Origin of the sequence: Acidovorax sp. Root217 (assembly GCF_001428645.1) — a bacterium.
Lineage (GTDB): Bacteria > Pseudomonadota > Gammaproteobacteria > Burkholderiales > Burkholderiaceae_C > Acidovorax.
The window spans coordinates 114331-141055 of sequence record NZ_LMIH01000016.1 but is presented as its reverse complement, the minus strand read 5'-3'; the positions used below and the strand labels follow the sequence as shown (position 1 = coordinate 141055).

Annotated in this window: 22 protein-coding genes; 10 read left to right on the top strand and 12 right to left on the bottom strand. The window is 66.4% G+C overall.

Annotated features, from left to right (window positions below; genetic code table 11):
- Window positions 1-8 precede the first annotated feature (8 nt).
- Window positions 9-1751: a hybrid sensor histidine kinase/response regulator gene (locus ASE31_RS17435; RefSeq protein ID WP_057203085.1), complete on the top strand. Its 1743-nt coding sequence runs from the start codon at window positions 9-11 to the stop codon at window positions 1749-1751.
- Between the two features lie 15 nt (window positions 1752-1766).
- Here ASE31_RS17435 and ASE31_RS17430 read toward each other — a convergent pair whose 3' ends face one another.
- Together ASE31_RS17430 and ASE31_RS17425 are read right to left on the bottom strand one after the other, a co-directional pair.
- On the bottom strand, window positions 1767-2417 hold the full coding sequence (locus tag ASE31_RS17430; protein WP_057203084.1) for a response regulator transcription factor: 651 nt from the start codon (window positions 2415-2417) through the stop codon (window positions 1767-1769).
- Window positions 2418-2601: 184 nt separating this feature from the next.
- Window positions 2602-3657, bottom strand: coding sequence for a quinone-dependent dihydroorotate dehydrogenase (locus ASE31_RS17425; RefSeq protein ID WP_057203083.1), 1056 nt, complete (start codon window positions 3655-3657; stop codon window positions 2602-2604).
- Between the two features lie 47 nt (window positions 3658-3704).
- On the opposite strand from ASE31_RS17425, the gene rpiA reads away from it, so the two are divergent.
- The gene (rpiA, locus tag ASE31_RS17420) at window positions 3705-4394 is read left to right on the top strand and encodes a ribose-5-phosphate isomerase RpiA (RefSeq protein WP_057203082.1); all 690 of its coding nucleotides are present in this window, start codon (window positions 3705-3707) and stop codon (window positions 4392-4394) included.
- A gap of 76 nt (window positions 4395-4470) precedes the next feature.
- Here rpiA and ASE31_RS17415 read toward each other — a convergent pair whose 3' ends face one another.
- The 5 genes from ASE31_RS17415 to ASE31_RS17395 all read right to left on the bottom strand — a co-directional run bounded on the left by ASE31_RS17415 (window position 4471) and on the right by ASE31_RS17395 (window position 11351).
- Window positions 4471-5121, bottom strand: coding sequence for a glutaredoxin domain-containing protein (locus ASE31_RS17415; RefSeq protein ID WP_057203081.1), 651 nt, complete (start codon window positions 5119-5121; stop codon window positions 4471-4473).
- Window positions 5122-5158: 37 nt separating this feature from the next.
- Window positions 5159-7204: a M3 family metallopeptidase gene (locus ASE31_RS17410; protein ID WP_057203080.1), complete on the bottom strand. Its 2046-nt coding sequence runs from the start codon at window positions 7202-7204 to the stop codon at window positions 5159-5161.
- A 41-nt stretch (window positions 7205-7245) separates the two neighbouring features.
- Window positions 7246-8100, bottom strand: coding sequence for a bifunctional methylenetetrahydrofolate dehydrogenase/methenyltetrahydrofolate cyclohydrolase FolD (gene folD / locus ASE31_RS17405; RefSeq protein ID WP_057203079.1), 855 nt, complete (start codon window positions 8098-8100; stop codon window positions 7246-7248).
- Window positions 8101-8166: 66 nt separating this feature from the next.
- Window positions 8167-8793 carry a response regulator transcription factor gene (locus ASE31_RS17400; RefSeq protein WP_007848524.1) on the bottom strand — a complete coding sequence of 209 codons (627 nt, stop codon included), beginning with the start codon at window positions 8791-8793 and terminating at the stop codon, window positions 8167-8169.
- On the bottom strand, window positions 8790-11351 hold the full coding sequence (locus tag ASE31_RS17395; RefSeq protein WP_057203078.1) for a PAS domain S-box protein: 2562 nt from the start codon (window positions 11349-11351) through the stop codon (window positions 8790-8792). Before ASE31_RS17395 ends, ASE31_RS17400 begins: the two co-directional genes overlap by 4 nt.
- 239 nt (window positions 11352-11590) lie before the next feature.
- Between ASE31_RS17395 and aceE the strand changes: the two genes are divergently transcribed.
- The 5 genes from aceE (at window position 11591) to ASE31_RS17370 (ending at window position 19830) form a co-directional block, all read left to right on the top strand.
- Window positions 11591-14308, top strand: coding sequence for a pyruvate dehydrogenase (acetyl-transferring), homodimeric type (gene aceE / locus ASE31_RS17390; RefSeq protein WP_057203077.1), 2718 nt, complete (start codon window positions 11591-11593; stop codon window positions 14306-14308).
- Window positions 14309-14325: 17 nt separating this feature from the next.
- The gene (gene aceF / locus ASE31_RS17385) at window positions 14326-16005 is read left to right on the top strand and encodes a dihydrolipoyllysine-residue acetyltransferase (RefSeq protein WP_057203076.1); all 1680 of its coding nucleotides are present in this window, start codon (window positions 14326-14328) and stop codon (window positions 16003-16005) included.
- A 15-nt stretch (window positions 16006-16020) separates the two neighbouring features.
- Window positions 16021-17859: a dihydrolipoyl dehydrogenase gene (gene lpdA / locus ASE31_RS17380; RefSeq protein ID WP_057203075.1), complete on the top strand. Its 1839-nt coding sequence runs from the start codon at window positions 16021-16023 to the stop codon at window positions 17857-17859.
- A 235-nt stretch (window positions 17860-18094) separates the two neighbouring features.
- Entirely contained in the window at window positions 18095-19294 is a 1200-nt protein-coding gene (locus tag ASE31_RS17375; RefSeq protein ID WP_057203074.1) for a hypothetical protein, read from the top strand.
- Window positions 19295-19311: 17 nt separating this feature from the next.
- The gene (locus ASE31_RS17370) at window positions 19312-19830 is read left to right on the top strand and encodes a DUF4274 domain-containing protein (RefSeq protein WP_057203073.1); all 519 of its coding nucleotides are present in this window, start codon (window positions 19312-19314) and stop codon (window positions 19828-19830) included.
- A gap of 14 nt (window positions 19831-19844) precedes the next feature.
- Here ASE31_RS17370 and ASE31_RS17365 read toward each other — a convergent pair whose 3' ends face one another.
- From ASE31_RS17365 to ASE31_RS17355, 3 genes are all read right to left on the bottom strand, one after another.
- Window positions 19845-20621 (bottom strand): hypothetical protein, encoded by a 777-nt coding sequence (locus ASE31_RS17365; RefSeq protein ID WP_057203072.1) that lies wholly within the window; start codon window positions 20619-20621, stop codon window positions 19845-19847.
- A 125-nt stretch (window positions 20622-20746) separates the two neighbouring features.
- A complete protein-coding gene (locus tag ASE31_RS17360) occupies window positions 20747-21721 on the bottom strand; it encodes a tripartite tricarboxylate transporter substrate binding protein (RefSeq protein WP_057203071.1) in 975 nt (324 codons plus the stop codon).
- A 19-nt stretch (window positions 21722-21740) separates the two neighbouring features.
- Window positions 21741-22853 (bottom strand): ABC transporter substrate-binding protein, encoded by a 1113-nt coding sequence (locus ASE31_RS17355; RefSeq protein ID WP_162261405.1) that lies wholly within the window; start codon window positions 22851-22853, stop codon window positions 21741-21743.
- Between the two features lie 92 nt (window positions 22854-22945).
- Here ASE31_RS17355 and ASE31_RS17350 point away from each other — a divergent pair, with 92 nt between their 5' ends.
- On the top strand, window positions 22946-23461 hold the full coding sequence (locus ASE31_RS17350) for a MarR family winged helix-turn-helix transcriptional regulator (protein ID WP_057203069.1): 516 nt from the start codon (window positions 22946-22948) through the stop codon (window positions 23459-23461).
- Between the two features lie 21 nt (window positions 23462-23482).
- Here the strand turns inward: ASE31_RS17350 and ASE31_RS17345 are convergent, their stop codons facing one another.
- Entirely contained in the window at window positions 23483-24457 is a 975-nt protein-coding gene (locus tag ASE31_RS17345; RefSeq protein ID WP_057203068.1) for a DMT family transporter, read from the bottom strand.
- A gap of 169 nt (window positions 24458-24626) precedes the next feature.
- Between ASE31_RS17345 and ASE31_RS17340 the strand changes: the two genes are divergently transcribed.
- Both ASE31_RS17340 and ASE31_RS17335 read left to right on the top strand, forming a co-directional pair.
- Window positions 24627-25532 (top strand): LysR substrate-binding domain-containing protein, encoded by a 906-nt coding sequence (locus ASE31_RS17340; RefSeq protein ID WP_057203262.1) that lies wholly within the window; start codon window positions 24627-24629, stop codon window positions 25530-25532.
- Between the two features lie 113 nt (window positions 25533-25645).
- Window positions 25646-25825: a CsbD family protein gene (locus tag ASE31_RS17335; RefSeq protein WP_057203067.1), complete on the top strand. Its 180-nt coding sequence runs from the start codon at window positions 25646-25648 to the stop codon at window positions 25823-25825.
- Window positions 25826-25906: 81 nt separating this feature from the next.
- Here ASE31_RS17335 and ASE31_RS17330 read toward each other — a convergent pair whose 3' ends face one another.
- On the bottom strand, window positions 25907-26665 hold the full coding sequence (locus tag ASE31_RS17330) for a DeoR/GlpR family DNA-binding transcription regulator (RefSeq protein WP_057203066.1): 759 nt from the start codon (window positions 26663-26665) through the stop codon (window positions 25907-25909).
- Window positions 26666-26725 lie beyond the last annotated feature (60 nt).

The window sequence follows — 26725 nt, the reverse complement described above, 5'->3', positions numbered from 1 at the left end:
ATGTAGCCATGGCGCGCGAGTCGCTGCGGCTGCGCGCACTGCAGTCCGTGAAAGCGCGCAGCATGGTGGTCGTGGCGGCTGTGGTTGCTGCGATCTGTTTTGGCTTCACCACCCCGGTCTGGCGCGTGCTGGCGTGGATGTTTCCAGTGCTGCTCATGGCCCAGATCAATGCGGTGCTCAGCGCGCGCGCGCTGGCAGCGCTTGATACGTCGGACGCAGCAGCGCTGACCGAACAACAAACCCACCACTGGTGGATCACCGTGGCCAACCAGACCCTGATGGGGGTGACGGTCTGGTGGATCGGGTATGGCAGCGCCGGAGGTTCGGCCACGTTTGCCACCGCGCTGCAACTCATCTACCTCGGGGGGGCGCTGGTGAATGCTTCGACGCACCCGCCGACCTTCATTGCGGGCGCGTGGATCAACCTCGCTTTTGCGGCGCTCTTCTGGCTTACCCAGGGCGGCACCAATGGCCTGCCGCTGGCGCTGGCACTGTTCGGTGTGGGCCTGGTCATCGCCGCCTCGTCGCGGCAGACGGCGCAGGCCTTTCGTGATTCGCTGCAGATCCGCTTCGAAAATGCAGATCTGCTGCGCCAGTTGGGAGAGGAGAAACAGGTGGCAGAAGAAGCGAATGCCGCCAAGTCGCGGTTTCTTGCTGCGGCAAGCCATGACCTGCGACAGCCCCTGCATGCCTTGCTGGTCTTCTCGTCCCTGTTGCACCGCCATGAGACGCCGCAGACCTCGCAACTGATCGCCCACATCCGCGACGCAGCGGGATCGCTGGACAAGCTGTTTTCGGGCCTGCTCGACCTCTCCAAGCTGGAGACCGGCTCCATCGTGCCGCAGATGCAGGCCCTGAACATCGCCGCCATGGTCCGGGACCTGGTCAAGGAGTTCCAGCCGCGATGCACCGCCAAAGGGATTTCCATGGAAGCCGAGGGAGCCGATGAAGCGTGGGTGCTGAGCGACGCGTTTCTGCTGGAGCGCATCCTGCGCAATCTGGTGGACAACGCGGTGAAGTACACCAACGAAGGTGGCGTGGTGGTCTCGGTGCTGGCGCAGGAGAGCGTGGTGCAGCTGCAGGTGCGCGATACCGGCATCGGCATCGCCCGCGAATCGCAGGCCCGCGTTTTCGAGGAGTATTTCCAGGTCGGCAATCCGTCGCGCGACCCTGGGCAGGGCAGTGGCCTGGGCCTGGCCATCGTGCGCCGCCTTGCCAACCTGCTCGGGCTGGAAATGGGCATGCGGTCCGATGCTGGCCGGGGAACCGCGTTTACCCTCGTCTTGCCCCAGGCTCCGATTTTTGAAAACATGGGCATGGGTGCCGTTTCCGCACCCGCCCAGCCCGCGTTGACCACGGCCGTGGACGTCTGGCTCGTCGAGGACCATGCCCTGGTGCGGATGGCAACCACGCAGGCTCTGGAGTCGTGGGGCTGCAAGGTCACGCAATGGGAGGGCATGCCCCCGGATGCCGCGATGAATGCGATCACCACGCCCCCGCATGCGCTGATCGCGGACTACCGGCTCGCGGGTGATGCCAGCGGTCTGGACGTGGCGCAGCGGCTGCGCTCGCGCTGGCCCGGGCTGCCGGTGGCGATCATCACCGGGGACCCCGGCATCAACCTCCACGAGGTCGAGCGGCTGGGCAATATTGCGATGTGGCAAAAACCGGTTCTGCCCTCACTGCTCATCGACTGGCTGGCCGAACTCAGTGAGCAGGCCGTGGTTCCGGCTCCGGCCCAGGTCGACTGAGGCCGCTGGGCGGACTCAGGCGATGCGCACGCCTTGTCGTGCGCAGACGTAGACTGCCTCGGTGCGGCTTTGGACGTTCAATTGGCGGAATATGACGCTCAGGTGCGACTTCACCGTCTGGTCGCTGATATTGAGTTCGCGCGCAATCACTTTGTTCGGTAAACCGCGCAGGATGGCGGCCAGAACATCCCCCTGGCGCTGGGTGAGCTCGGGGAACGCCTGGGTGAGATCGCTGGGCAGGTTGGTGTCCGAGGGCGCAGCCGTCCTGCCAGGCCCTGAGAGCAGGGTGGCAGGCAGGTAGATGCCACCCGAGGCGATGGTGTTCAGGGCCAGCAGCAGGGTTTCGGGTTCGGAGTCCTTGGCGATGAAGCCGACTGCGCCGTTGTCGATGGCTGTGCGGACCAGGGCGGCGCTCTTCTCGCCCGACAGCACGATCTGGCGTGCCTGGGGCACCAGTTCACGGATGGCCACCATGGCCTCGGCGCCCGAAAGGCCTTCCATGTGCCAGTCCAGCAGCACGATGTCCGCAGGCTGCTGGCGCAATTTTTCGAGGCCTTCTTCGCAGCTGCCGGCGATCTGGGTGTTGATGCCGAAGCCGAGCTCGGCGAGCAGCAGGCGAAGCCCCTCTCGAAACAGGGAGTGATCGTCAATGACAAGAACATTCATGGGATGGGAATACGGGGCATCGCCGTGACGCCACCAAGGCGGCATGCACAGTCAAAATGGATTGGATTGCCATCGGCTGACACATCTGGTATCACACCGACTATGCCATGGTCTTGGCGTCCATGCATTGCGACATCCCAAGTTTTACCACTTGGTGGAATGTTAACCGCCAGCAGCGCTGCTTTCAGCGCATGGCCTTGATGGCCTGCGCCGCCCGGGTCACGAGCGCCGGACCTTCGTAGATCAACCCGGTGTAGATCTGCACCACGTCCGCGCCTGCGCGCACCTTGCTCACCGCGTCCTCGGCGCTCATCACGCCGCCCACGCCGATGACGGGGAAGCGGCTGCCCAGCGCGGCACGCAGCTGGCGTATCACCTGGTTGCTGGCCTCCAGCACGGGCGCGCCGCTCAGGCCACCGGTCTCCTCGGCATGGCGCAGGCCCTTGACGGTATCGCGGCCGATGGTGGTATTGGTGGCGATCACGCCGTCCATGCCGTGGCGCTGCAGTGTGGCGGCGATCACCGACACCTGCTCCTCGGTCAGGTCAGGGGCAATCTTCACGAAGATGGGCGTGCGCTTGCCGGTCTGCCTGGCCAGCACCTCGCGGCGCTCGGCAATGGCGCCCAGCAGGCCGTCCAGCGCCTCGTCGCTTTGCAGCGCGCGCAGGTTCTGGGTGTTGGGCGAGCTGATGTTCACCGTCACGTAGTCGGCATGGGGGTATACGCCGTCCAGGCAGGTCAGGTAGTCGCTGGTGGCGTTTTCGATGGGGGTGCTGGCGTTCTTGCCGATGTTCAGCCCCAGCAGCATGCGCGGGCCGCTGCGTTGCTGGTCGCGAAAGCGCGACTGCTGCACGTTGCGCAAAAAGGCGTCGAGCCCTTCGTTGTTGAAACCCAGGCGGTTGATGAGGGCACGCTTCTCGGGCAGGCGGAACATGCGTGGCTTGGGGTTGCCGGGCTGGGCCTTGGGGGTGACCGTGCCCACCTCCACGAAGCCGAAGCCCATGGCGCCCAGGGCGTCGATCACGCGGGCGTTCTTGTCCAGCCCGGCGGCCATGCCCACGCGGTTGGGGAAGGCGAGGCCGGCCAGCTCCACCGGGTCGTCCACCCGCGTATTGCACCAGGCCCACTGCAGCGGCGTGCGCTGCCCGCGCGCCAGCATGTCCATGGTGAGTTCATGCGCGGCTTCGGCATCCAGGCCGAAGAGGAAAGGGCGGGCGAGGGCGTAGGGGATCAGGGACATGGGGGTATGACAAGGGATAATTGCGCAATTACCTCCGATTTTCCCCCATGACGACATCCACTCCCCTGACCCAAGACGAACTCAAGGCCCTCGTAGGCCAGGCAGCCCTGCAATACGTGGTGCCTGGCGAGATTGTGGGGGTGGGCACGGGCTCCACCGTCAACAAGTTCATCGACGCGCTGGCCAGCATGAAGGGCGACATCAAGGGCGCCGTGTCGAGCTCGGTGGCCAGCACCGAGCGCCTCAAGGCCCTGGGCATTCCCGTGTTCGACGCCAACGAGGTCGAGGCCCTGTCGGTCTACATCGACGGCGCCGACGAGATCGACGGCCAGGGCCACATGGTCAAGGGCGGCGGCGCCGCACTCACGCGCGAGAAGATCGTGGCGGCGCTGGCTGGTCGCTTCGTCTGTATCGCCGACGAGTCCAAGCTGGTGCCTGCACTGGGCAAATTCCCCCTGCCGGTGGAGGTGATTCCGATGGCGGCCCAGAACATTGCGCGCCGTTTCGCGGCCCTGGGCGGCAAGGCCTCCATCCGCCAGAAAGACGGTCAGCCCCTGGTGACCGACAACGGGCAGCACATCCTTGACGTCACGGGCCTGTCCATCACCGACCCGCTGGCCTTTGAATCCGATGTCAACCAGTGGCCCGGCGTGGTCACGGTGGGTGTGTTTGCGTACCAGAAGGCCTCGGTCTGCCTGCTGGGTACGGCGCAGGGTGTTAAGACGCTGAACTATTGAGCAAAGACGGCACTGCCGGCATCGATTAAAAAATGGGCCGCAGTTGCGGCCCATTGTCATGTCGGAGTGTGGCTGGTCAGAACCGGATGCCTTGCGGGTTGGTGGGTGATGGCCCTTCAGTGGATGGTGCCGGGCGCGCACGTGGCGACGCCGTTGCTGCAGGCACATCCGAGGCGGCGGCTGCAGGGGCTGCTGCTGCCGGGGCGGCGGCCGTCAGTGGCGTGGCTGCAGGGCGCCGGTAGCTGGCCGTCAATTGGGATGCCTTGGGATAGCCCGCCACATCCAGGTACTGCGTCCACTCCGTGTCCTGGAAGCCGACCATGCGCTGGCCACCGATGGTGCCGTAGGGCAGCGAGGTGTCTCCGCTGAGCTTGCGCAGTGCGTCGAGGTCCTCGTTGGTGCTCACGGTGCGCTCGGTGAAGGGTACGCCCCGGTTCACCAGCAGGCTGCGTGCGCTGGTGCAGGGGGCGCAGTCGCTGCCGGTGTACAGGGTGACGGGAAAGCGCTGGGCGATCCGCGAAAGCTCCGGCGGCAATCCGGTTGTGCTTCCCACGGCACCCGTCGCCGGGTTGGTGGTGGTGGCCGTGGACTTGGTCGCATTGTCGGGCGCCCGGTCCGAGAAGGTGACCTTGCCGTCGGGCCCGACAATGCGGTACACCGTTTGCGCCTGCGCGGCGGTACAGGCCAGCAGGGCCAGCATGGGCAGGGACAGCAGGTTTTTGCGCATCGTCTTTCTCCTCGGGGTCGGTTTGTTGTGGGGCGCGTCAGGCCGCAGCAGGCTCGGCCATACCCTGGTGGCGCATCAGGGCATCCAGGCGCGGTTCGCGGCCCCGGAATGCCTTGAACGACTCCATCGCCGGGCGGCTGCCCCCGGCTTCCAGAATCGCCTCGCGGTAGCGGCGGCCGGTCTCGGCGCTGGGCTGGCCATCGCTGCCCACGGTCTCTTCAAAGGCTGCATAGGCGTCGGCGCTCAGCACCTCGGCCCATTTGTAGCTGTAGTAACCCGCAGCATAACCGCCCGCGAAGATGTGGCTGAAAGTGTGCGCGGTTCGGCTGAACGCCGGCGGCTGCAGCACCGCCACTTCGGCGCGCACCTGGCCCAGCAGCGGCATGATGTCCTTGGCCGGATCGTGCTCGGTGTGCAGCAGCATGTCGAACAGCGAGAACTCGATCTGGCGCAGGGTCTGCATGCCGCTCTGGAAGTTCTTGGCAGCGATCATCTTGTCGAACAGCGCGCGCGGCAGGGGCTCGCCCGTGTCCACATGGGCGGTCATGTGCTTGAGCACATCCCACTCCCAGCAGAAGTTCTCCATGAACTGGCTGGGCAGCTCCACCGCATCCCACTCCACGCCGCCGATGCCCGAGACGTCGCGCTCGTTCACCTGGGTCAGCATGTGGTGCAGGCCGTGGCCGAATTCGTGGAACAGCGTGATCACGTCATCGTGCGTGAGCAGGGGTGGCTTGCCGTCCACGCCGCTGGCGAAATTGCACACCAGGTGCGCCACCGGGGTCTGCAGCACGCCGGTGTCGGGGCGCAGCCAGCGGGTGCGCACGTCGTCCATCCAGGCGCCGCCGCGCTTGCCGGTGCGGGCCGGCTGGTCCAGGTAGAACTGGCCGACCAGCGTGTTGCCACGCTCGATGCGGTAGAACTCCACGGCCGGGTTCCACACGGGAGCGCTGTCGCGTCGGATCGCCACCTCGAACAGCGTCTCGATGATCTTGAACAGCCCGGCCAGCACCTTGGGCGCCGTGAAGTACTGCTTGACCTCCTGCTCGCTGAAGGCGTAGCGCGCCTCCTTGAGCTTTTCGGCCACGTAGGGCCAGTCCCAGGCCTGCGGATTGGCCAGCCCCAGGTCGCCAGAAGCAAAGGCGCGCAGGTCGGCCACGTCCTTTTCGGCATAGGGGCGGGCGCGGTGCGCCAGGTCGCGCAGGAAGGTGACCACCTCGGCGGGAGAATCGGCCATCTTGGCCACCACCGAGACTTCGCCAAAGTTGGCGTAGCCCAGCAGCTGTGCCTCTTCCTTGCGCAACGCCAGGATCTCGCCGATCAACGCCGTGTTGTCGTACTTGCGGGCATCGCCCTCGGCCTGGTCGGAGGCGCGGGTCACGTAGGCGCGGTAGAGCTTTTCGCGCAGGGCGCTGTGGTGGGCGAACTGCATCACCGGCAGGTAGCACGGCATCTTCAATGTGAGCTTGTAGCCGTCCTTGCCCTCGGCCTGGGCGGCGTCGCGCGCGGCCTGCAGCACGTCGGCCGGCACGCCATCCACCTCGGCGTCGGTGGCGTAGTAGGCAAAGGCGTCGGTCGCATCCAGGGCGTTTTCGCTGAACTTCTGGCTCAGCTCGGCCTGGCGCTCCTGGATCTGGGCAAAGCGCTCCTTGGCCGGGCCGGCCAGCTCCGCACCGCTGAGCACGAAGTTGCGCACGGCATTCTTGTGTGCCTGGCGCTGCTCCACGCTCAGCGCGGCGGGGTCGATGGCCTTGTACTTGGCGTACAGGCGCTCGTCGGCGCCCAGGCGCGTCCAGTACTCGGTCACGCGCGGCAGGGCGGCGTTGTAGGCGGCGCGCAGTTCGGGCGTGTCGGCCACGCTGTTGAGGTGGCTTACGGCACCCCAGGCCGTGCCCAACTGCTCGGTGGCCACGTCCAGCACCTGGGCGATGGCGTCCCAGCGCGCGGGGAAGTCGGGGGCGGTCACCGTCTCCAGCGCCACGTTGGCGCGCTCGAGCAACACGTCGACGGCGGGTGCGACGTCGCCTGGCGTGATGCGGTCAAACTGGGGAAGGCCGGAAAATTCGAGAAGGGCGTTGCTCATGCGGTGTAGATGGCGCCTCGGGGCGTTGGTTCAAGGGTTTTTTACCGTGCAGCCGTGCGCTCGGCCGCCTCGATGGTGTTCACCAGCAGCATGGTAATGGTCATCGGGCCAACCCCGCCAGGCACGGGGGTGATCCAGCCGGCCACTTCCTTGACGCCCTCGAAGTCCACGTCGCCGCAGAGCTTGCCTTCGGCGTTGCGGTTGATGCCCACGTCGATCACGATGGCGCCGGGCTTGACCATGTCGGCTGTGAGTGTGTTGGCGCGGCCCACGGCCGCCACCACCACGTCGGCCTGGCGCGTGTGGTAGGCCAGGTCGGGCGTGCCGCTGTGCGTCACGGTCACGGTGGCGTTGGCCTGCAGCAGCAGCAGGGCCATGGGCTTGCCCACGGTGTTGCTGCGCCCGATGACCACGGCATGCTTGCCCTTGAGCGACTGGCCGGTGGATTCGATCAGCTTCATGCTGCCGTAGGGCGTGCAGGGGCGAAAACCCTCCAGCCCGGCCATCAGCTCGCCAGCGGACAGCACCGAGTAGCCATCCACGTCCTTGGCGGTGGAAATCGCCTCGATCACCTTGTGCGGGTCGATGTGCTTGGGCAGGGGCATCTGCACCAGGATGCCGTGCACGCTCGGGTCGGCATTCAGCGCGGCGATGCGGGCCAGCAGGTCGGCCTCGCCCAGCGTGGCCTCGTACTTCTCGAAGATCGAGCGCACGCCGCTGTCCTCGCAGGCCTTGACCTTGTTGCGCACATAGACGGCCGAGGCCGGGTCTTCACCCACCAGTATCACGGCCAGGCCGGGCTGGTGGCCACGGGCGGTGAGGGCAGCGGCGCGCTGGGCGACTTCGCTGCGCAGTTGGCGGGAGAGGGCGGTGCCGTCGATGATGTGGGCTGTCATGGCTGGAATACGGATCGAAAAGGGCGCCGGGTGGCGCCCTGGTGGGGGATTGGGCGGCGGGCGGGCTTAGCCTTTGGGCGCGTTCTGGCCTAGGGCGATCTTCAGCAGATCGGCCACGGTATTGGCGTTGAGCTTTTCCATGATGTTGGCGCGGTGCGCCTCCACCGTCTTGATGCTGATGCCCAGGTCGTCGGCGATCTGCTTGTTCAGTCGGCCGGCGACGATGCGCTCGAGCACCTGTGCCTCGCGGCTGGTGAGCTTGGACAGCAGGGCATCGCGGCTGGCCGCCTGCTGGTAGCCTGCAAAGGCCTCGCGTGCGTGGTCCAGCATGCGCTCGACCAGGCCGACCAGCTCTTCCTCGTCAAAGGGCTTCTGGATGAAATCGAGCGCACCCTTCTTCATGGTGTTCACGGCCATGGGCACGTCGCCGTGGCCGGTGATGAAGACGATGGGCAGGGGCGACTTGCGCTCGATCAGGCGGTCCTGCAGCTCCAAGCCGGTCATGCCGCCCATGCGGATGTCGACAATCAGGCAGGCCACTTCGCGGGGGTCGTAGCGCGACAGAAAGGTCTCGGCCGAATCAAAGCAGCGCACCCGGTAGTCCTTGCCTTCCAGCAGCCATTGCAGGGAGTCGCGGACCGCTTCGTCATCGTCCACGACGTATACGGTGCCTTTTTTCGGAATCAAGCTCATGCAATTGTCCTTGGAGTATGTGCGTTTGCTACAGAATTTGTAGTGTCATCGGCAGGCTTGGCAAGCGGCAACCAGAAGGAGAACCTGCAGCCCGTGACGTCTGAACCATTGTAGATGTTCTCCGCCTGCATCCGGCCGTGGTGCGACTCGACGATGCTGCGGCACAGATTGAGGCCCATGCCCATGCCTTCCTGCTTGGTGGAGAAGAAGGCCTCGAACAGCCGCTCCAGCACCTCGGGCGCCAGGCCCTTGCCGGTGTCCAGCACCGAGAATTCGACCACCTCGCGCTCCTCGATGGTCTTGGGCACCACGCGCAGCTCCACGCTGCGGCCCGCCGTCGGGCGGTTGGCGTGCTGTATCGCCTCGGCGCCGTTCTTCATCAGGTTCACCAGCACCTGCTCGATCAGGATGGTGTCGGCCATCACGGGCGGCAGGCGCGCGGCGATGTACAGCGTAAGCCGCACATGGTGGCGGCGCAGCTCGATGTCGGCCAGTTCCACGGCCTCGGTCACCATCAGGTGCACGTCGGCCAATGCCCGGTTGGGCTCGCTCTTCTTCACGAAGGCGCGGATGCGCTGGATGATCTGCCCGGCGCGCTGCGCCTGGTGCGCTGTCTTCTGCAGGGCCGTGAGCAGGGCTTCCTCGGTCAGCTGGCCGCTCTGAATGCGCGAGACCATGCCGCTGCAGTAGTTGTTGATGGCCGTGAGCGGCTGGTTGAGCTCGTGCGCCACGCTGGACGCCATTTCGCCCATGGTGATCAGGCGGCTGACGGACTGCGCACGCTCGGCCTGGCGCGAGGCCTGCTCCTCGGCCTGGCGGCGCGGCGTGATGTCGGTGGCGATCACCATCTGCGCCAGGCGCCCGTCCACCCAGTTCAGGTAGCGCGAGCGCACCTCCAGCCACTTGCCCAGGTCGGGCAGGAAGATCTCGGCGTTTTCGGTGCGCGCACTGGTGAGCGTATCGGTGGGCAGGCCCATCAGGCCGTCCTCGTCGTCCACCCCCGAGCTGGTGCTGCCCGCCACGGGCACCACGCCGGCCTGGGCCACCAGCTGCAGGTGGCCGCCCGTCTGCGAGCCGAACCACTGGCGGTACAGCTTGTTGGCAAACAGCAGCTCTTCGCTGCCCAGCGGCGCCACGGACACCGAGGCATCGAGCGATTCGAGCACGATGGTAAAGCGCTCGTGCGACGCCGAGAGCTGTTCGCGCACCCGGTTGGGCTCGGTGATGTCGGTCATCGACGTCATCCAGCCGGTCTGGTGGCCATGGGCGTCGATCAGCGGCGACACGTACAGCCGCGCGTCGAACAGCGTGCCGCTCTTGCGCCGCACCCGCACCTGGAAGCCGCCGACGATGGTCTTGCCGCTGAGCTCGTCGCGCAGCTTGGCGTGCAGGGCCTCGTGGTCCGAGTCGGGCCAGTAGGGGAAGGGCGCCTTCAGGCCCACCAGCTCGGCCTCGCTCCAGCCCGTCATTTGGCAGAAGGCGGCGTTCACATAGGTGATGCGGCCTTCCATGTCCAGCGCGCGCATGCCGGTGAGGATGGAGTTCTCCATCGCCCGGCGGAAATTGGTTTCGGCCACCAGGGCCTGTTGGGCTTGCATGCGCCGGCGCGTGTGGCGCCAGGTGGCGATCAGCATCCAGGCCGTCATGGCGCTGAGCGTGCCCACCAGCCAGAACAGGCCGCTGCCCACCACGCCCAGCGAGGTGCGGTAGGCCTGGGCGCGCAGCACCAGCCCGTTGCCCACGGGGGACACGGGCACCTCGTACTCATTGGCGCGCGGGCTCCAGGGCAGCAGCTGGGTGGCCGGGTTGCGCGGGCCCAAGGGGGTGCCCGCAAGCACCTGGTTCTTGCTGTCCAGCAGGGTCACCGCGTAGCGCGCCAGCACCTCGGTGGGCGTGCCGTAGCGCAGCAGGCTGTCGATGGAGTATTCGCCCAGCACCACGCCGCTGAACTTGCCCTGGTTGTTCAGCGGCACCTGCAGTTGCAGCAGGGGGGTGATGTCGCCCGCCGTGGCGGCCGGCTGGGCATACACGGGCTGCTGCAGGTCACGCGCCAGGCCATAGGTGTCGGCCGTGTCGCCGGCCTTGAGCACCTCGCCGGCAATGCGCAGCTCGCTGCTGGCCAGGGTAGGTGCAGCGTGGCTGGCGCGGATGCGGCGGCGCTCGTCGATCCAGGTGATGGCCTGCAGCTCGGGGTATTGGCTGATCAGCGTCTCGGCCCGGCTCACGAACTCGGATTTTTCGAGCTCCTGGTTGGACAGGTCGCGCGCAATGCGCATCAGTTGCTCCTGCCGCTCCAAGAGGCGCAGGCGCACCCGCTGCTGGGCGTATTCCACGTCACGGCGCAGGGCTTCCTGCTCGCGCTCGGCCTCTTCGGCGCGCAGGTACCAGAAGGCGGCCACGATGGCCGCCAGGAACATCAGCACCGCCGCCAGCGGCGCAAGTGCAGCAAACCGGTCCTGCCGGGTGGGCGAGAGGCTGCGCCACCACTTGCGCCACCAGCGCGCAGGGGCCGCGATGGGCGAGACCGTGGTGGGGGGCGCTGGGTCGGTGGGATGCATGTCCCTCAAGTGTAGAGGAGGCGCACACCTGGTAACGGACAGCAGGGACAAACCTGTCCACGATCCCTGGCAGTGCGTTTTTCGGACAGGCCGCGGATCATTTGCGAACGCTCGTTCTTGTGCGTCTGCAGCAAATTCTCATAATGTGATATCAATGGGCACCATTTGAAATTCGCAAAAAGTTGTGCGAAACTAGGGGCAGTGTTCTAAATTGCTGCCACACCTATAGGAGACAAAGCATGTCAGCTCAGCCCGACCCTCAGGCCGCTTTTGGCCTCGGTACCGACGTCGATCAGCAGGAAACCCGCGAATGGATGGATGCGCTGTCCGCCGTGATCGACAAAGAGGGCCCCGAGCGTGCCCATTTCCTGCTGGAACAGCTTCTGGAGCACGCGCGCCAGAGCAGCATCGACATGCCGTTTTCGGCCAACACGGCCTACGTGAACACCATCGAAGCCGACCAGGAAGCCCACTGCCCCGGCAATATCGCGATTGAAAAGCGCCTGCGCGCCTATATGCGCTGGAACGCCATGGCCATGGTCGTGCGCGCCAACCGGCTGAACCCCGCCGACGGCGGCGACCTGGGCGGCCACATCGGCTCGTTCGCATCGGTGGCCAGCATGTTCGGTGCCGGCTTCAACCATTTCTGGCATGCGGCCAGCGAAGACCATGGCGGCGACCTGCTGTACATCCAGGGCCACAGCTCGCCCGGCATCTACGCCCGCGCCTACCTCGAAGGCCGCCTGAACGAAGAGCAGCTCGACAGCTTCCGCCAGGAAGTGGATGGCAAGGGCCTGTCGAGCTACCCGCATCCCAAGCTGATGCCCGAGTTCTGGCAGTTCCCCACGGTGTCGATGGGCCTGGGCCCGCTGATGGCCATCTACCAGGCGCGCTTTCTCAAGTACCTGCACGCCCGTGGCATCGCCAACACCGAAAACCGCAAGGTCTGGGTGTTCTGCGGCGACGGCGAGATGGACGAACCCGAATCGCTGGGCGCCATCGGCCTGGCCGCGCGTGAAAACCTGGACAACCTGGTCTTCGTGATCAACTGCAACCTGCAGCGCCTGGACGGCCCGGTGCGCGGCAACGGCAAGATCGTGCAGGAGCTCGAAAGCGAGTTCCGCGGCAGCGGCTGGAACGTCATCAAACTGCTGTGGGGCAATGGCTGGGACACCCTGCTGGCCCGCGACAAGACCGGCAAGCTCAAGCAACTGATGATGGAGACGCTGGACGGCGACTACCAGGCCATGAAGGCCAATGACGGCGCCTTCGTGCGCAAGAACTTCTTCGGCCGCCATCCCGAGACGCTTAAGCTCGTCGAGCACATGACCGACGACGAGATCTTCGAGCTGCGCCGTGGTGGCCATGAGCCCGCCAAGGTCTACGCCGCCTTCCACGCTGCCAACGCGCACAAGAACCAGCCCACCGTGCTGCTGGTCAAGACCGTCAAGGGCTACGGCATGGGCAAGGCCGGTGAGGGCAAGAACACCGTGCACCAGACCAAGAAGCTCTCGGACGAGGACATCAAGTACATCCGCGACCGCTTCAGCATCCCGATCCCGGACAGCCAGCTGGCCGACATCCCGTACTACAAGCCAGCCGACGACACGCCGGAAATGCAGTACCTGCAAGAGCGCCGCAGGGCCCTGGGCGGCTACCTGCCCAAGCGCCTGCCCAAGGCCGAAGAGAGCTTCACCGTGCCCTCGCTCGACACCTTCAAGGCAGTGCTCGAACCCACGGCCGAAGGCCGCGAGATCTCCACCACCCAGGCCTACGTGCGCTTCATCACGCAGCTGCTGCGCGACCAGGCCCTGGGCCCGCGCGTGGTGCCCATCCTGGTGGACGAGGCCCGCACCTTCGGCATGGAAGGCCTGTTCCGCCAGATCGGCATCTACAACCCCAAGGGCCAGCTGTACACCCCGGTCGACCGCGACCAGGTGATGTACTACCGTGAAGACAAGGCCGGCCAGATCCTGCAGGAAGGCATCAACGAAGCCGGCGGCATGGCCAGCTGGATCGCAGCCGCCACCAGCTACAGCACCAACAACCGGATCATGATCCCGTTCTACGTGTACTACTCGATGTTCGGCTTCCAGCGCATCGGCGACCTGGCCTGGGCAGCGGGCGACATGCAGGCCCGCGGCTTCCTGCTGGGCGGCACCTCCGGGCGCACCACGCTCAACGGCGAAGGCCTGCAGCACGAAGACGGCCACAGCCACATCCTGGCCGGCACCATCCCCAACTGCGTGAGCTACGACCCGACCTTCGCCCACGAAGTCGGCGTGATCATGCACCATGGCTTGAAGCGCATGGTCGAGCGCCAGGAAAACGTCTTCTACTACATCACGCTGCTCAACGAGAACTACCCCATGCCCGGCCTGCAGCCCGGCACGGAAGAGCAGATCATCAAGGGCATGTACCTGTGCAAGCAGGCGCCCGCCCTGGCCGCCGATGCACCCACCGTGCAACTGCTGGGCAGCGGCACCATCCTGCGCGAATCGTTCTTTGCCCAGGAACTGCTCGAAAAGGACTGGGGCGTGGCCGCCGGCATCTGGAGCTGCCCGAGCTTCAACGAACTGGCCCGCGACGGCCAGGACGTGGAGCGCTGGAACCTGCTGCACCCGACCGAAACGCCACGCGTCTCCTTCGTGGCCGAGCAGTTGGGCAAGACCGCAGGCCCCGTGGTCGCCTCCACCGACTACATGAAGAACTATGCGGACCAGATCCGCTCGTTCATCCCCGCCGGTCGCACCTACAAGGTGCTCGGTACCGACGGCTTTGGCCGCAGCGACTTCCGCAGCAAGCTGCGTGAGCACTTCGAGATCAACCGCCACTACATTGTCGTCGCGGCCCTGAAGGCGCTGTCCGAAGAAGGCAAGGTGCCCGCAGCCAAGGTGGCCGAGGCCATCGCCAAGTACAACATCCAGGCCGACAAGGTCAACCCGCTGTACGCGTAAAAGAACCGGAGACAACAATGGCATTGGTAGACATTCAAGTTCCGGACATCGGAGACTTCGACGAAGTCGGCGTGATCGAATTGCTGGTCAAACCCGGCGACACGGTCAAGGCCGAGCAATCGCTGATCACGGTCGAATCCGACAAGGCGTCGATGGAGATCCCGTCGAGCCACGCTGGCGTGGTCAAAGAGGTCAAGGTCGCCATCGGCGACAAGATCAAGCAGGGCTCCGTGGTGCTCACGCTGGAAGTGGCGGGCGAAGCGGCCGCGGCGCCTGCTGCTGCTGCACCCGCGCCAGCCGCGGCGTCCCCCGCACCGGCCCCCGCCGCTGCGACGCCCGCCCCAGCGGCTGCTGCCCCTGCAGCAGCCTCAGGCCCGGTGGAAGTGCGCGTGCCCGACATCGGCGACTTCAAGGACGTGGCCGTCATCGAGATGCTGGTCAAGGTGGGTGACACCATCAAGCTCGAGCAGTCGCTGTTCACGGTCGAGTCCGACAAGGCCTCCATGGAGATCCCTTCGCCCGCCGCCGGCGTGCTCAAGGAGCTCAAGGTCAAGATCGGCGACACCGTGAATATCGGCGACCTGATCGCCGTGCTCGAAGGCTCTGCCCCGGTTGCAGCCGCGCCCGCACCGGCACCCGCCGCTGCGCCTGCTGCAGCAAGCCCAGCGCCGGCCCAGGCCGCAGCGGCCCCAGCGCCCGCAGCGCCCGCAGCAGCCGCCGTTGCAGTGCCGGCCCACCAGCCAGGCGCCCCCACGGCAGGCCTGCCCCACGCATCCCCCTCCGTGCGCAAGTTCGCCCGCGAACTCGGTGTGCCGCTCGAAGAAGTCAAGGGCACCGGCACCAAGGGCCGCATCAGCCAGGACGACGTGCAGGCCTTCACCAAGCAGGTGATGAGCGGCGCCACCCAGACCAAAGCCCAGGCCGCCAAGGCGCCCGCAGGCGGCGGTGTTGGTTCCTGCGCAGGCCTGGACCTGCTGCCATGGCCCAAGGTCGACTTCAGCAAGTTCGGCGCTGTCGAGCGCAAGGACCTGTCGCGCATCAAGAAGATCAGCGGCGCCAACCTGCACCGCAACTGGGTGATGATTCCCCACGTCACCAACAACGACGAGGCCGACATCACCGAGCTCGAAGCCTTCCGCGTCTCCACCAACAAGGAGAACGAGAAGAGCGGCGTCAAGGTGACCATGCTGGCCTTCGTGATCAAGGCCGTGGTGGCCGCGCTCAAGAAGTTCCCCGAGTTCAACACCAGCCTGGACGGCGACACCCTGGTCTACAAGCAGTACTACAACATCGGCTTTGCGGCGGACACGCCCAATGGCCTGGTGGTGCCCGTGCTCAAGGATGCCGACAAGAAGGGCATCATGCAGATCAGCACGGAAATGGGAGACCTCGCCAAGAAGGCCCGCGACGGCAAGCTCGGCTCGGCCGACATGCAGGGCGGCTGCATGTCCATCAGCTCGCTGGGCGGCATCGGCGGCACGCACTTCACCCCCATCATCAACGCGCCCGAAGTGGCCATCCTGGGCCTCTCCAAGGGCCAGATGAAGCCGGTGTGGGACGGCAAACAGTTCGTGCCGCGCCTGGTGCTGCCGCTGTCGCTGTCGTACGACCACCGCGTGATCGACGGTGCCAGCGCTGCGCGCTTCAATGCCTATCTGGGCCAGGTGCTGGCGGACTACCGCCGCATCCTGCTGTAACGAGGAGACCCTGGTATGGCAATCATTGATATCAAGGTTCCGGACATCGGCGACTTCGACGAAGTCGGCGTCATCGAAGTGCTGGTCAAGCCCGGCGACACCATCAAGGCCGAGCAGAGCCTGATCACCGTGGAGTCCGACAAGGCCTCCATGGAGATCCCCTCCAGCCACGCTGGCGTGGTCAAGGAGCTCAAGGTCAAGATCGGTGACAAGGTCGCCCAGGGCGCCGTGGTGCTGACGCTGGAGGCAGCGGACGCAGGTGCCGCCGCTCCCGCACCGGCGGCTGCGCCTGCAGCAGCAGCCCCGGCCCCGGCCGCCTCGGCAACCCCTGCCGCACCCGCACCCCAGGCATCAAGCTTTGGAGGCACGGCCGACCTCGAGTGCGACCTGCTCGTGCTCGGCGCCGGCCCCGGCGGCTACAGCGCAGCGTTTCGCGCGGCAGATCTCGGCCTCAAGGTCGTGCTGGTCGAGCGCTACGCCACCCTGGGCGGCGTGTGCCTGAACGTGGGCTGCATCCCATCGAAGGCGCTGCTGCACGTGGCGGCTGTCATGGACGAAGTGAGCCACATGGCCGACCTGGGCGTGAGCTTCGGCGAGCCCACGCTGGACATCGACAAGCTTCGCGGTCATAAGGAAAAGGTCATTGGCAAGCTGACCGGCGGCCTGGCCGCCATGGCCAAGATGCGCAAGGTCACCACCGTGCGCGGCCTTGGCCAGTTCGTCGGTGCCCACCACCTTGAAGTGGAGGAAACCAGCGGCGCCACCGGCCAGGAGAAGACGGGCAGCAAGAAGGTCATCGCCTTCAAGAACGCCATCATCGCCGCCGGCAGCCAGGCCGTGCGCCTGCCGTTCATGCCCGACGATCCGCGCGTGGTGGACTCCACCGGCGCGCTGGAATTGAAGGAAGTGCCCAAGCGCATGCTCATCCTGGGCGGCGGCATCATCGGCCTGGAAATGGGCACGGTGTACAGCACCCTGGGCGCGCGCCTGGACGTGGTGGAAATGCTGGACGGCCTGATGCAGGGCGCCGACCGCGATCTCGTCAAGGTCTGGCAGAAGATGAACGCCAAGCGCTTCGACAACATCATGCTCAAGACCAAGACGGTGGGGGCCAAGGCCACGCCGGAAGGCATCGAGGTGACGTTTGCCGCAGCGGAAGAGGGCGGCACGGCCCCCGCACCGCAGACCTATGACCTGGTTCTCCAGGCCGTGGGCCGCACCCCCAACGGCAAGAAGATCGCTGCCGACAAGGCGGGGGTATCGGTCACCGACCGCGGCTTCATCAACGTCGACATCCAGATGCGCACCAACGTGCCGCACATCTTCGCCATCGGCGACATCGTGGGCCAGCCCATGCTGGCGCACAAGGCGGTGCATGAAGCGCATGTGGCGGCAGAAGTCATCGCCGGCGAGATCCAGGGCAACAAGGAGCTGGCCAGCGCCGCCTTCAACGCCCGCGTGATCCCGAGCGTCGCCTACACCGACCCCGAAGTGGCCTGGGTGGGCCTGACCGAAGACCAGGCCAAGGCCCAGGGCATCAAGGTCAAGAAGGGCCTGTTCCCCTGGACGGCCTCAGGCCGGGCGATTGCCAACGGCCGCGACGAGGGCTATACCAAGCTCCTGTTCGACGACAGCCCCGAGGCCCATGGCCACGGCAAGATCCTGGGCGGCGGCATCGTGGGCACCCACGCCGGCGACATGATCGGCGAGATCGCGCTGGCCATCGAGATGGGCGCGGACGCAGTGGACATCGGCAAGACCATCCACCCGCACCCGACGCTGGGCGAGAGCATCGGCATGGCGGCGGAGATTGCGCACGGCAGCTGCACGGATGTGCCGCCGCAGAAGAAGTAAGTAGGCAGACGAGCCGCTTCACTCCAGCAAAAAGCCGCGCATGCCTTTGGGCACGTGCGGCTTTTTTGTGCCCGGCTACGCACTGATCTAGCGTGCGCGGCTACAACATGGCTTTCTACAAGCCGTTGTGCGAATGCATCGAGTCCCATGCAGGCGGGGTTTTCCGGTAGCCGCCCGGCGCGCCATTGCGCACAATCCTCTGATCCCGTTACATATTCGGGCGCCTGCCGTTTCCATGAGCACCATCGTCCAGATCTTCGACCGCATCACGGCCACCGACGTGCCCACGGCCCTGGCCGCGTGCCAGCGCGACCAGCGGGCCACGCCCCGGGTGGTGGCCATGTTCGACCAGTTCTTGCGCGAGGTGCAGTGCTACTACCCGCTGGCCGCCGGTGCCAACGGCGTGGAGCAGCCCCTGATCTGGACCGAGGGCCTGCCGTTCGGGCCGCTGGACCACTGGCCCCTGAACCTGGGTGTCGATGTGCAGGCACTCGACGCCACAGTGCTCTCCACCCTGGGCCATGTGGCGGCCGACGCCGGGCTGCAGCTGTTCGAGCCGCAGGGCGGGGCGCTGTACCGGCTGGACCGCCAGGTGGTCTACGAGGACGGCACGGTCGAGCCCTTTGCCGAACGTTCCCTGCGGGTGGAGCCGCCCAAAGTCCATGCAGCGCCCGGCAGCTTTGCTCCGGCGCGGGTGCCCCATAGCCTGGATGTGCTGTGCGGCGCACTGATGGAGCGGCTTGCGCCGCTGGGCTTCGAGGTCCATCCCCATCCGGTGAACTCACGCGCACGCCTGGTGCAGCGCAGTTTCGGTCCCACCGTGCAGGCGTTTTTCATACAGGTGCAGCCGGAACATGACCGGCAGTACATCCATTGCGCCGTGCACTGGTGGCTGCCCAGCGTGCGCGAGGCCTGGCTGGCGCGCCTCGATGAGATCGGCGGCCCCGAACTGCGCAGCCGCATCAAGGCCTTCATCCCTGACTACGAGCGGACCCTGAGCGATTTCCAGCAGATTCCCTGGCACCGCAACCCGCGCCTGGGCCAGAACGACCTGCGTAGCGCGCACGACCTGGACGAGTTTGCCAAGGCCCTGGCCTTCTGGGCCGCCGAGCGCGCCATCCTCTGGCAGGATGCGCCCAAGGACATGGCGGCCCTGGGCAAGCTGCTGCTCTCGGTGGACCAGGTCAGCCGCGTGCTCAGGGACGGCGAAAGCGGCGTGCACGGCCTGTTCACCTTGCAGGAGCAGATGGCCCTGCTGGTGCTGGCATTGCACTGCAAGACACCCCTGCGAGAGGTGTGGATCGAAACCCTGCGCCATCGCCAGCGTGTGACGCAGCATGTGCAGTGGAAGCCCGTCAGCGGCAACGATGGCAATGCCTTGTTCGACGCCATCCTCCAGAGCCTGATCGAGCGGCCTCCTGTGCTGGGCGCCTGATCCAACCAACTTTTTGCATGACTTCCGACAACGACATTGAAGCCCGCGCCTGGAACCTGGTGCACGCCTACCTGGCCGATGCATCTCCCGCCGCATGGCATGTGTTCGCCGCGCGCTCCAACTACGACGGCAACAAGCAGGCCCTGCGCTGGCTGCTCGACCAGCCCACGCTGGACCGGGGCACTGCGCTGCTGATCTACTGGTACCTGGGGGCCGCGTGGCATGTGCAATTCACCTCGGCAGAGCAGGCCTTGAGTCCCGACACCTTTGACCTGCTGCGCCTGATCGAGGAGCGCTATGCGGAGGGTTTTTATCAAGCCGGCAATATCTGGTTCGACCCGCACACCTCCGAAGGCGGCCGGCCCGATGACTACCCTGGTGTGGCTGTGGCGCGGCCCGTGCCTGCGCTCATGCTGAAGCCCGTCAACGGCAGCGAGTTGGTCGAGGTCTCGGAAGACCCGGAGGGCTTTGACGAGGGGCTCCCACTGAGCGTGGCTGTGTCGCTGTATGCGTTGTTCGAGGAGAGCGAAGACTGACAACGTCCTCCGGTTCAGCGTCCCGGGCCGTCGATCGTGTCGCCGTCTGCGCGGTGTGAGCCCACCCCGACACCCAGGGCCATGCCGCCCATGCCGGCCCCGCCGGAGCCACCACCGCCTGCACCTCCTCCACGCCCGCCGCCGACTTCGCCATTGCCACCGCCTCCCGCGCGCTTGCCTGCGGCACCGCCGCTCCCGGCTGGCCTCAACGGGCCCTGGTTGGGTATGTTCACGGCGGCAGGAATGGGCTCCAGGTCCAGCGCCGCGCGGATGAAATGGCGCAGCGACACCACCAACTGCGCGGTCTCGATGCTGCGGCCGGCCACCATGTCCTGCGCGGCCTTGGCGGCCAGTTCCACCTGTTCCTCGGTGCCGAGCAGGATCACGTCGGACAGGGCGGCCTCCACCGCATCGCGCATGCGGCGCTGGCGTTCGGTGCTGGTGAGGGTCGGAGAGGGCAGGTCCGATTCCTCCGCTTCGGATGCATCGGTTTCCTGTGGGGTGGCCATCGCCATCTGCACGGCACTGTCATGCACCTGCTGGCGCCGCAGGTCGCGCATGTGCGTGGGGTGCACCTGCAACTGCCCGGTGAAGGATCCACCCAGTGTCTTGTACGCAGCGATCAGCGTCTTGAGCCGTTCGTTGATCTGCCGGTTCTCGCGCTCGCGGCGCTTCTGGATGGTCTGCATGAACACCAGGCGCGTGCCCACCATGACCAGGGTGGCCAACAGCAGGCCCATCAGTGTGGTGAGCAGGGTGGACCAGGAGGTGAAGTCGAGCAGGTTGCGCATGCGGAAAGCTGAGGGCGAACGGTGCGCCCATCCTAAAGGCAAGCCGGCTGCCGCCCTGTAGGCCGGCGCCCCAGCCAGCCCCATGGATGCTTTGCGAAGGGCGCAGGTCGTCACCCCCCCGGTTCTCAATCGGCCGTCAGCCCCAGGCGCTTCACAACGGGTTCCCAACGGGCCATTTCCTGGGTCAGCGTCGTCTGCGCCTGCGCGCTGGTGGTCCCCAGGGCCGTCACATCGCTGTTTTGCAGCTTGGCACGCACCTCCGCCAGTTTCATCACCTCCTGCGCCCGTTTCGCCAGTTCGGCGATGACGGCGGGCGGCGTGCCCTTGGGGGCCTGCAGCACCAGCCGGAAGCTCACGTCCAGGCCTGGCTGCTTCAGGGCCTGGGCCAGCGTGGGAACCTCGGGCGCCAGCGGCGATGGCGTGGCCGAGGAGACGGCCAGTGCCGTGAGCTTGCCGGCCCGCACATGCGGCAGCACGGTGGGCGTGGCGAGGAAGCCGCATTGCACTTCGCCGGCCAGCACCGCCTGCGTAGCGGGCGCGGGCCCGCGGTAGGGGATGTGCTCCATGCGTGCGTGCGCCGCATCCAGGAACATTTCGGTCGCCAGGTGCCCGGGCACCCCCGGTCCACCGGATCCGTAGAGGATGCGCTCGGTCTTGCTCTTGGCCACCAATTCGCTGACCGTCTTCACACCCACCGAAGGGTGGCACACCAGCATCTGCGAAAAGCTGCCGATGATGGACACGTTCACCAGATCGGCCTTGGGATCGAAATCGCGGTTCTTGTAGATATGCGGGTTGACCGTGAGCACGGTGTCCGGGCTGAGGACCAGGGTGGCGCCGTCGGGTTCCGCCTTGGCTGCCGCGATGGCAGCCAGGTTGTTGCCGGCGCCAGGGCGGTTGTCCACGATCACGGGTTGCTTGACCAGCCTGCCCAATTGGTCGGCGAACAGCCGCGCCGTGATGTCCGACGGGGCGCCGGGCGGCGAGCCCACGAAGAGGCGCACCGGTCCGGTGGGCCAGGCCTGTGCCAGCGCGGCGCAGGGCGCCAGCGCAATGAGGCCGATGGCACCGGCGCTGCGGATCGTCTTGAAAATGCCCATGGTTACTCCTTGTCGAAGCTCAGTACATCAGCTGGCCGCGGCGGTTCACGACGCCGATGTCCACCCACTGCGTGCCGATGTTCTGGCCATCGGTGAAATCGAGCGGCAGGCCCCCCAGGTCCATGCGCAACTGACGCAGCGCGGCCGTTACCTTCTCGGGCGTGGGGGATGCGCCAGCGCGAGAGATGGCCTCCACTGCGACCTGGGCGGCCACGTAGCCGGTCAGGTGCGGGTTGGACGGCTCGGATTTCGGATAGTGGGTGCGCATTGCGGCACGGAAGTCCCGCGTCAGGCGGGTCTTGTCGGCAGAGGCATTGGGCAGCACCTGCGCCACCCCCACGCCGATGGCCGATTCCAGTGGCGTCTTTTCAATGATGGCTTCTGCCGGCACGTAGGACATGCCATAGATCGGCGTGCGGTCAGAGGCTGCACGCACGTCGCGAACCAGCGCCGCGCCGCTGTTGCGCACCAGCACCATCACATAGGCCTGCGCGCCTGTTGCCTGCAGCTGTTTGGCCGTGGCCGCGAGCTGCTCTCCGACTGGGGGCACGGGCACGCGGCCGACGACCTCGAGCTTGAACTCCGCAGCCGCTTCGTTGAAGTGGCCCAAGCCGCTCTTGCCCATGGGGTTGTCTTGGTGGGCGACAGACACCTTGCGGATACCGAGCGTGGACAGGTGCTGCAGGATGTGGCGGATCTGCGCGCGGTCGCCCGCGCCCACATGGAAGATCCACGGGCTGCCGGGGTTGCGCATGGCTTCCGCGCCCGGGGTGGCGCCCACGGCCGGGGTCTTGATGCGCTCCAGCACCTTGCTCGATTGCAGTGCCAGCACATTGGCCGAGCCGAACAGGTTAATGAAGGCCAGCGGTTTGTCGCGCCCGGCGATCATCTCGACCAGGCGCACGGTATCCTCTGGCTTGTACTGGTCGTCCTCGTGCACGAAGCGGACCTTCTGCCCGTTGACACCGCCCTTGGCATTCACGGTGTTGAAATACGCCATGGCCCCCTCGTAGTTGCCCACGGCTGTCACCGCCAGGGGGCCCTTGGTGGGCGAGACCTGGGCGATGACGACGTCCGCGTGGGCGGTGGTCACCTGAAGGGCCGCGAAGAGGATGAATGTACGAATGGGCAAGGGCTGACTCCGACGGCATATGGAACTCTGCGGAGAATTCTTGGGCCTCAGCCGATGGTTCATCTAATGAAGAAAAGAGGAGACATTCCCTGATGTTGCGCAATCCCCGTGTGCCGGACGATTTCGTGAATTATCGATTGCTGCGGCTGTTCGCACTGGCGGGCGCACCTGTCGTGCGCCTGTGCGAAGGGCGCTACGGTGTGACACGGCGCGAATTCCGCCTGCTGTGCCTGGTGGTCGACGGCGGCCCCGTATCGCCGTCGCGCCTGAGCGAATTGGCGCACCTGGACCCGGCCCGCGCGTCGCGCGTCATCGCGGCACTGGCCAGGAAGCGGCTGGTGCGCCGCGAGGTGCAGAGTGGCGACCGCCGGTTCGCGCTCATTGCAGCCACCCGCGAAGGCGTGGCGCTGCACAAGGAGCTGTTTCCGCAGATCGCCGACATCAATCGGGGGGTGGTGTCGGTGCTCGATGCAGGGCAGGTCAAGGCGCTGGATCAGATCCTGTCGGTGCTCACGCGCCACGCCGAGGTGGTGAACAGCTCCATCGTGCTGGATGTGGGTGCGGACCGCCAGCGCGGGCGGCGCAGCCCTGATGACGACTTTGCATAGGACTGCAGGCAGGGCGGGGCGTCAGCCAGGCTTGCCCGCCGCCGGGCCCCAAGGCGCCACTGCAGCGGCGGAATCCGCCGGCTTGCTGCGCTTGCTGACCAGCAGCACCCCCGCCAGCACCAGCCCGGCGCCCGCCATCTGCCACCAGGACAGCGGTTCGTTCAGCAGCCAGCAGCCGAAGAAGATCGTCAGCATGGGCCCCAGGTTGCCGATCAGCGCGGTGCGGGCGGCGCCGATGCGGCGGATGGCGGCGGAGGTCATGAACACCGGCAGCACGGTGGAGAAGACGGCCATGCCCAGGGCATGCAGGTACACGGGCGCGGGCTGCGCCAAAGCCGCGACCGGCTGGGTCGCGATGAAGTGGGCCAGCGTGGCGACAGTGGACACCAGCATGGCCAGCGCGGTGAAGCGCGCTGCGCCCAGGGTGCGGATGGCCGGCTCGCTGCCGGCTTGGTAGAAAGCGTACGACACGGCAGAGCCGAAGACGAAGCCCGCGCCGATGAGCACGGCCCGCGCATCGCCGGCCACATGCAGGTCGTGCGCAAAGGCCAGCCCGATGCCCGCGTACGACAGCAGCAGCGAGCCGATTTCGCGCCGCGATGCCCGTTCGCCCATGAAGAGCACGCCGATCACGATGGTGAGCGTGGGGTAGGTGAACAGAATCAACCGCTCCAGGCTGGCCGTGATGTACTGCAGGCCGATGAAGTCAAGAATGCTGGCGCCGTAGTAGCCCAGCAGACCCAGCGCGATGACCAGCAGCCAGTCGCGCCTGGCCAGCGATGCCAGGCTGCGGCTGGCGCGCCAGCCGACCCAGGCAAACACCGGCAGCGAGAACGCCATGCGCAGGGCGAGCAGGGTGACCGAATCGACCGGCGTGGCCTGCGGCACGGCATAGGCCAGCTTGACGAAGATGGCCTTGAACGAGAAGCCCAGGGCGGCGAGAACGGCCAGGGCCAGGCCGATGCGTTCGGCGGGCCAGTGTTTCCAGGAAGGCATGGGGAAGTCTTGTGACATGGTGCATGCGGCTACTGCGAACGTTATGCATGCATGCGATAGGGGGAGGGCAAATCGGTGAGGCCATGGTGCCCGACGATGTCGCGGTGCACAATTGCTATTCCCGCAAGCCTGCGTTCGTTTTTGCCGAACGATGGCGGGGCCTTTGTTCATGAACTACGACCTCATTGACCTGCGCCTGTTTGTCGCCATTGCCGAAGAATGCAACCTTACCCGCGGGGCTGCCCGCGCCTGCCTGGCCCCATCGTCGGCCAGCCACCGGCTGCGCCGGCTGGAAGATGCACTCCACACCACCTTGTTCGAGCGGCAGACGCGCGGCGTGCAACTCACCCGAGCCGGCGAAGCGCTGCTGCGCAATGCGCGCCAGGTGCTGGCCAGCCTGGAGCAGATGCATGCCAACCTCTCGCCCTTTGCCACCGGCATCCGCGGCCATGTGAGCCTGTGGGCCAACACGCATGCCACGCACACCTTTCTGCCGGACGATCTGGCTGGCTTTCTCAAGCAGCACCCGCAGGTCAGCGTGACACTGGAGGAGCGCACCAGTGCCGAGATCGTGGTGGCCGTGGCCAGTGGCGAGATCGAAGTGGGTGTGCTGGCGGACAGCGGCCACAGCGCGGGCGTGGAGCTGGCCCCCTACCGGCAGGACCGGCTGGTGCTGATCGTGCCCACCGGCCATGCCCTGTCGTCTCGTACGCAGGTCGGCTTTGCCGAGGTGCTGGACCACGCCTTCGTCATGCTGCATGCGGGATCGGCCATCCACACCTTCACGATGAATGCGGCCGCCGCTCTGGGCAGGCACCTGGATGTGCGCATCCAGGTGCGCAGCTTCGAGGCCGTCTGCCGCATGGTGGGCGCAGGTGTGGGCATCGGCATGGTGCCGCGCAGCGCCGTCAAGCTGGCGGGTGTTGGCGATCTGCCGGTGGTCGTGGAAATGGACGAGCCCTGGGCCCGGCGCGACCTGCAGATCTGCGTGCGCAGGGGAGCAGAGCCATCGGGCTTTGCGGCCGCGCTGGTCGAGCACCTGCGCAGCAGTCGTGGCGCGCGCCAGGGGGTGTAGGTGGGTTCCGACGGCTTTGATCGGCATTGGCCCGCTTCGTGCGCCAAGGTGCCTGCGTAACCTTGGGGCCATGCAAAGCGATCCTGCTCTGCTCTACCACCCAAGGAACCAATATGAACACCGATCAAGTCAAGGGCGCATTGAAAGAAGCAGCTGGCAAGGTTCAGCAAAAGACCGGGGAGGTGATCAACAGCCCCGAGCAGCAAGCCAAGGGCGCCGCCAAGCAGGTGGAAGGCAACATCCAGAAGAACTATGGCGACGCCAAGGAAGCGGTCAAAGACGCCGTGAAGTGACGCCCAGCGGGTGCGCCCGCTTGCCGCACGTGAAGCCCCGGATGCAGTGATGCCCCGGGGTTTTGCGTTTTCAAAGCAGGCTCAGTCTGCCAGGAACACGTTTACGCCCGTGGCGCGCAGTTCCTTCTGGATGCGCGTGGGTGCGGTGGCGGGCACCACGAGCGCGGCCAACTCCTTGAGCGGTGCCACGGTGAAGGGCGATGCGGCCCCAAGCTTGTCCAGGGAAGCCAGCACCACGGTTTCCGCCGCGCGGCGGTGCAGGGCGCGCTTGACGGTGGCTTCCTCGAAGTCGCCGGTGGTGAGCCCTGCCTCGGCGTGCACGCCCGTCACGCCCATCAAAAACAGGTCGGCGCGCAGGCGCTCGGCCGCCTCTACCACGCTGGCACCCACGTTCACCATCGAGTGCCGGTACAGGCGCCCGCCCAGGCTCAGCACCTCGATGTGCGCGTGCCCGGCCAGCGCGGCGGCCACCACGGGGCTGTGGGTCACCACCGTGGCGCGCAGATCCAGCGGCAGGTGCTGCACCACCTGCAGCGAGGTGGTGCCGCCATCGAGGATGACCACCTGGCCGGGCCGCACCAGTGCCGCCCCGGCACGCCCGAGCAGGCGCTTTTCGTCGGGCGCCAATTCTTGGCGCACTCGCAGGTCGCCCACGGCGGCCGAGGCGGGCAGGGCGCCGCCGTGCACCCGCTGCAGCTTGCCCTCGGCGGCCAGTTCGCGCAGGTCGCGGCGCACCGTGTCTTCGGAGATGCCCCATTCGTCGCTGAGCGCCTTGGCCACTATCTGGCCCTCCTGTGCGAGGCGCTGGAGGATGAGTTGCTTGCGCTGGGTGGTGAGCATGGGCTGGCCGATTGCATGAAATTCTATGAAAATGCATGATACTGCACGAATGCGTTTTTG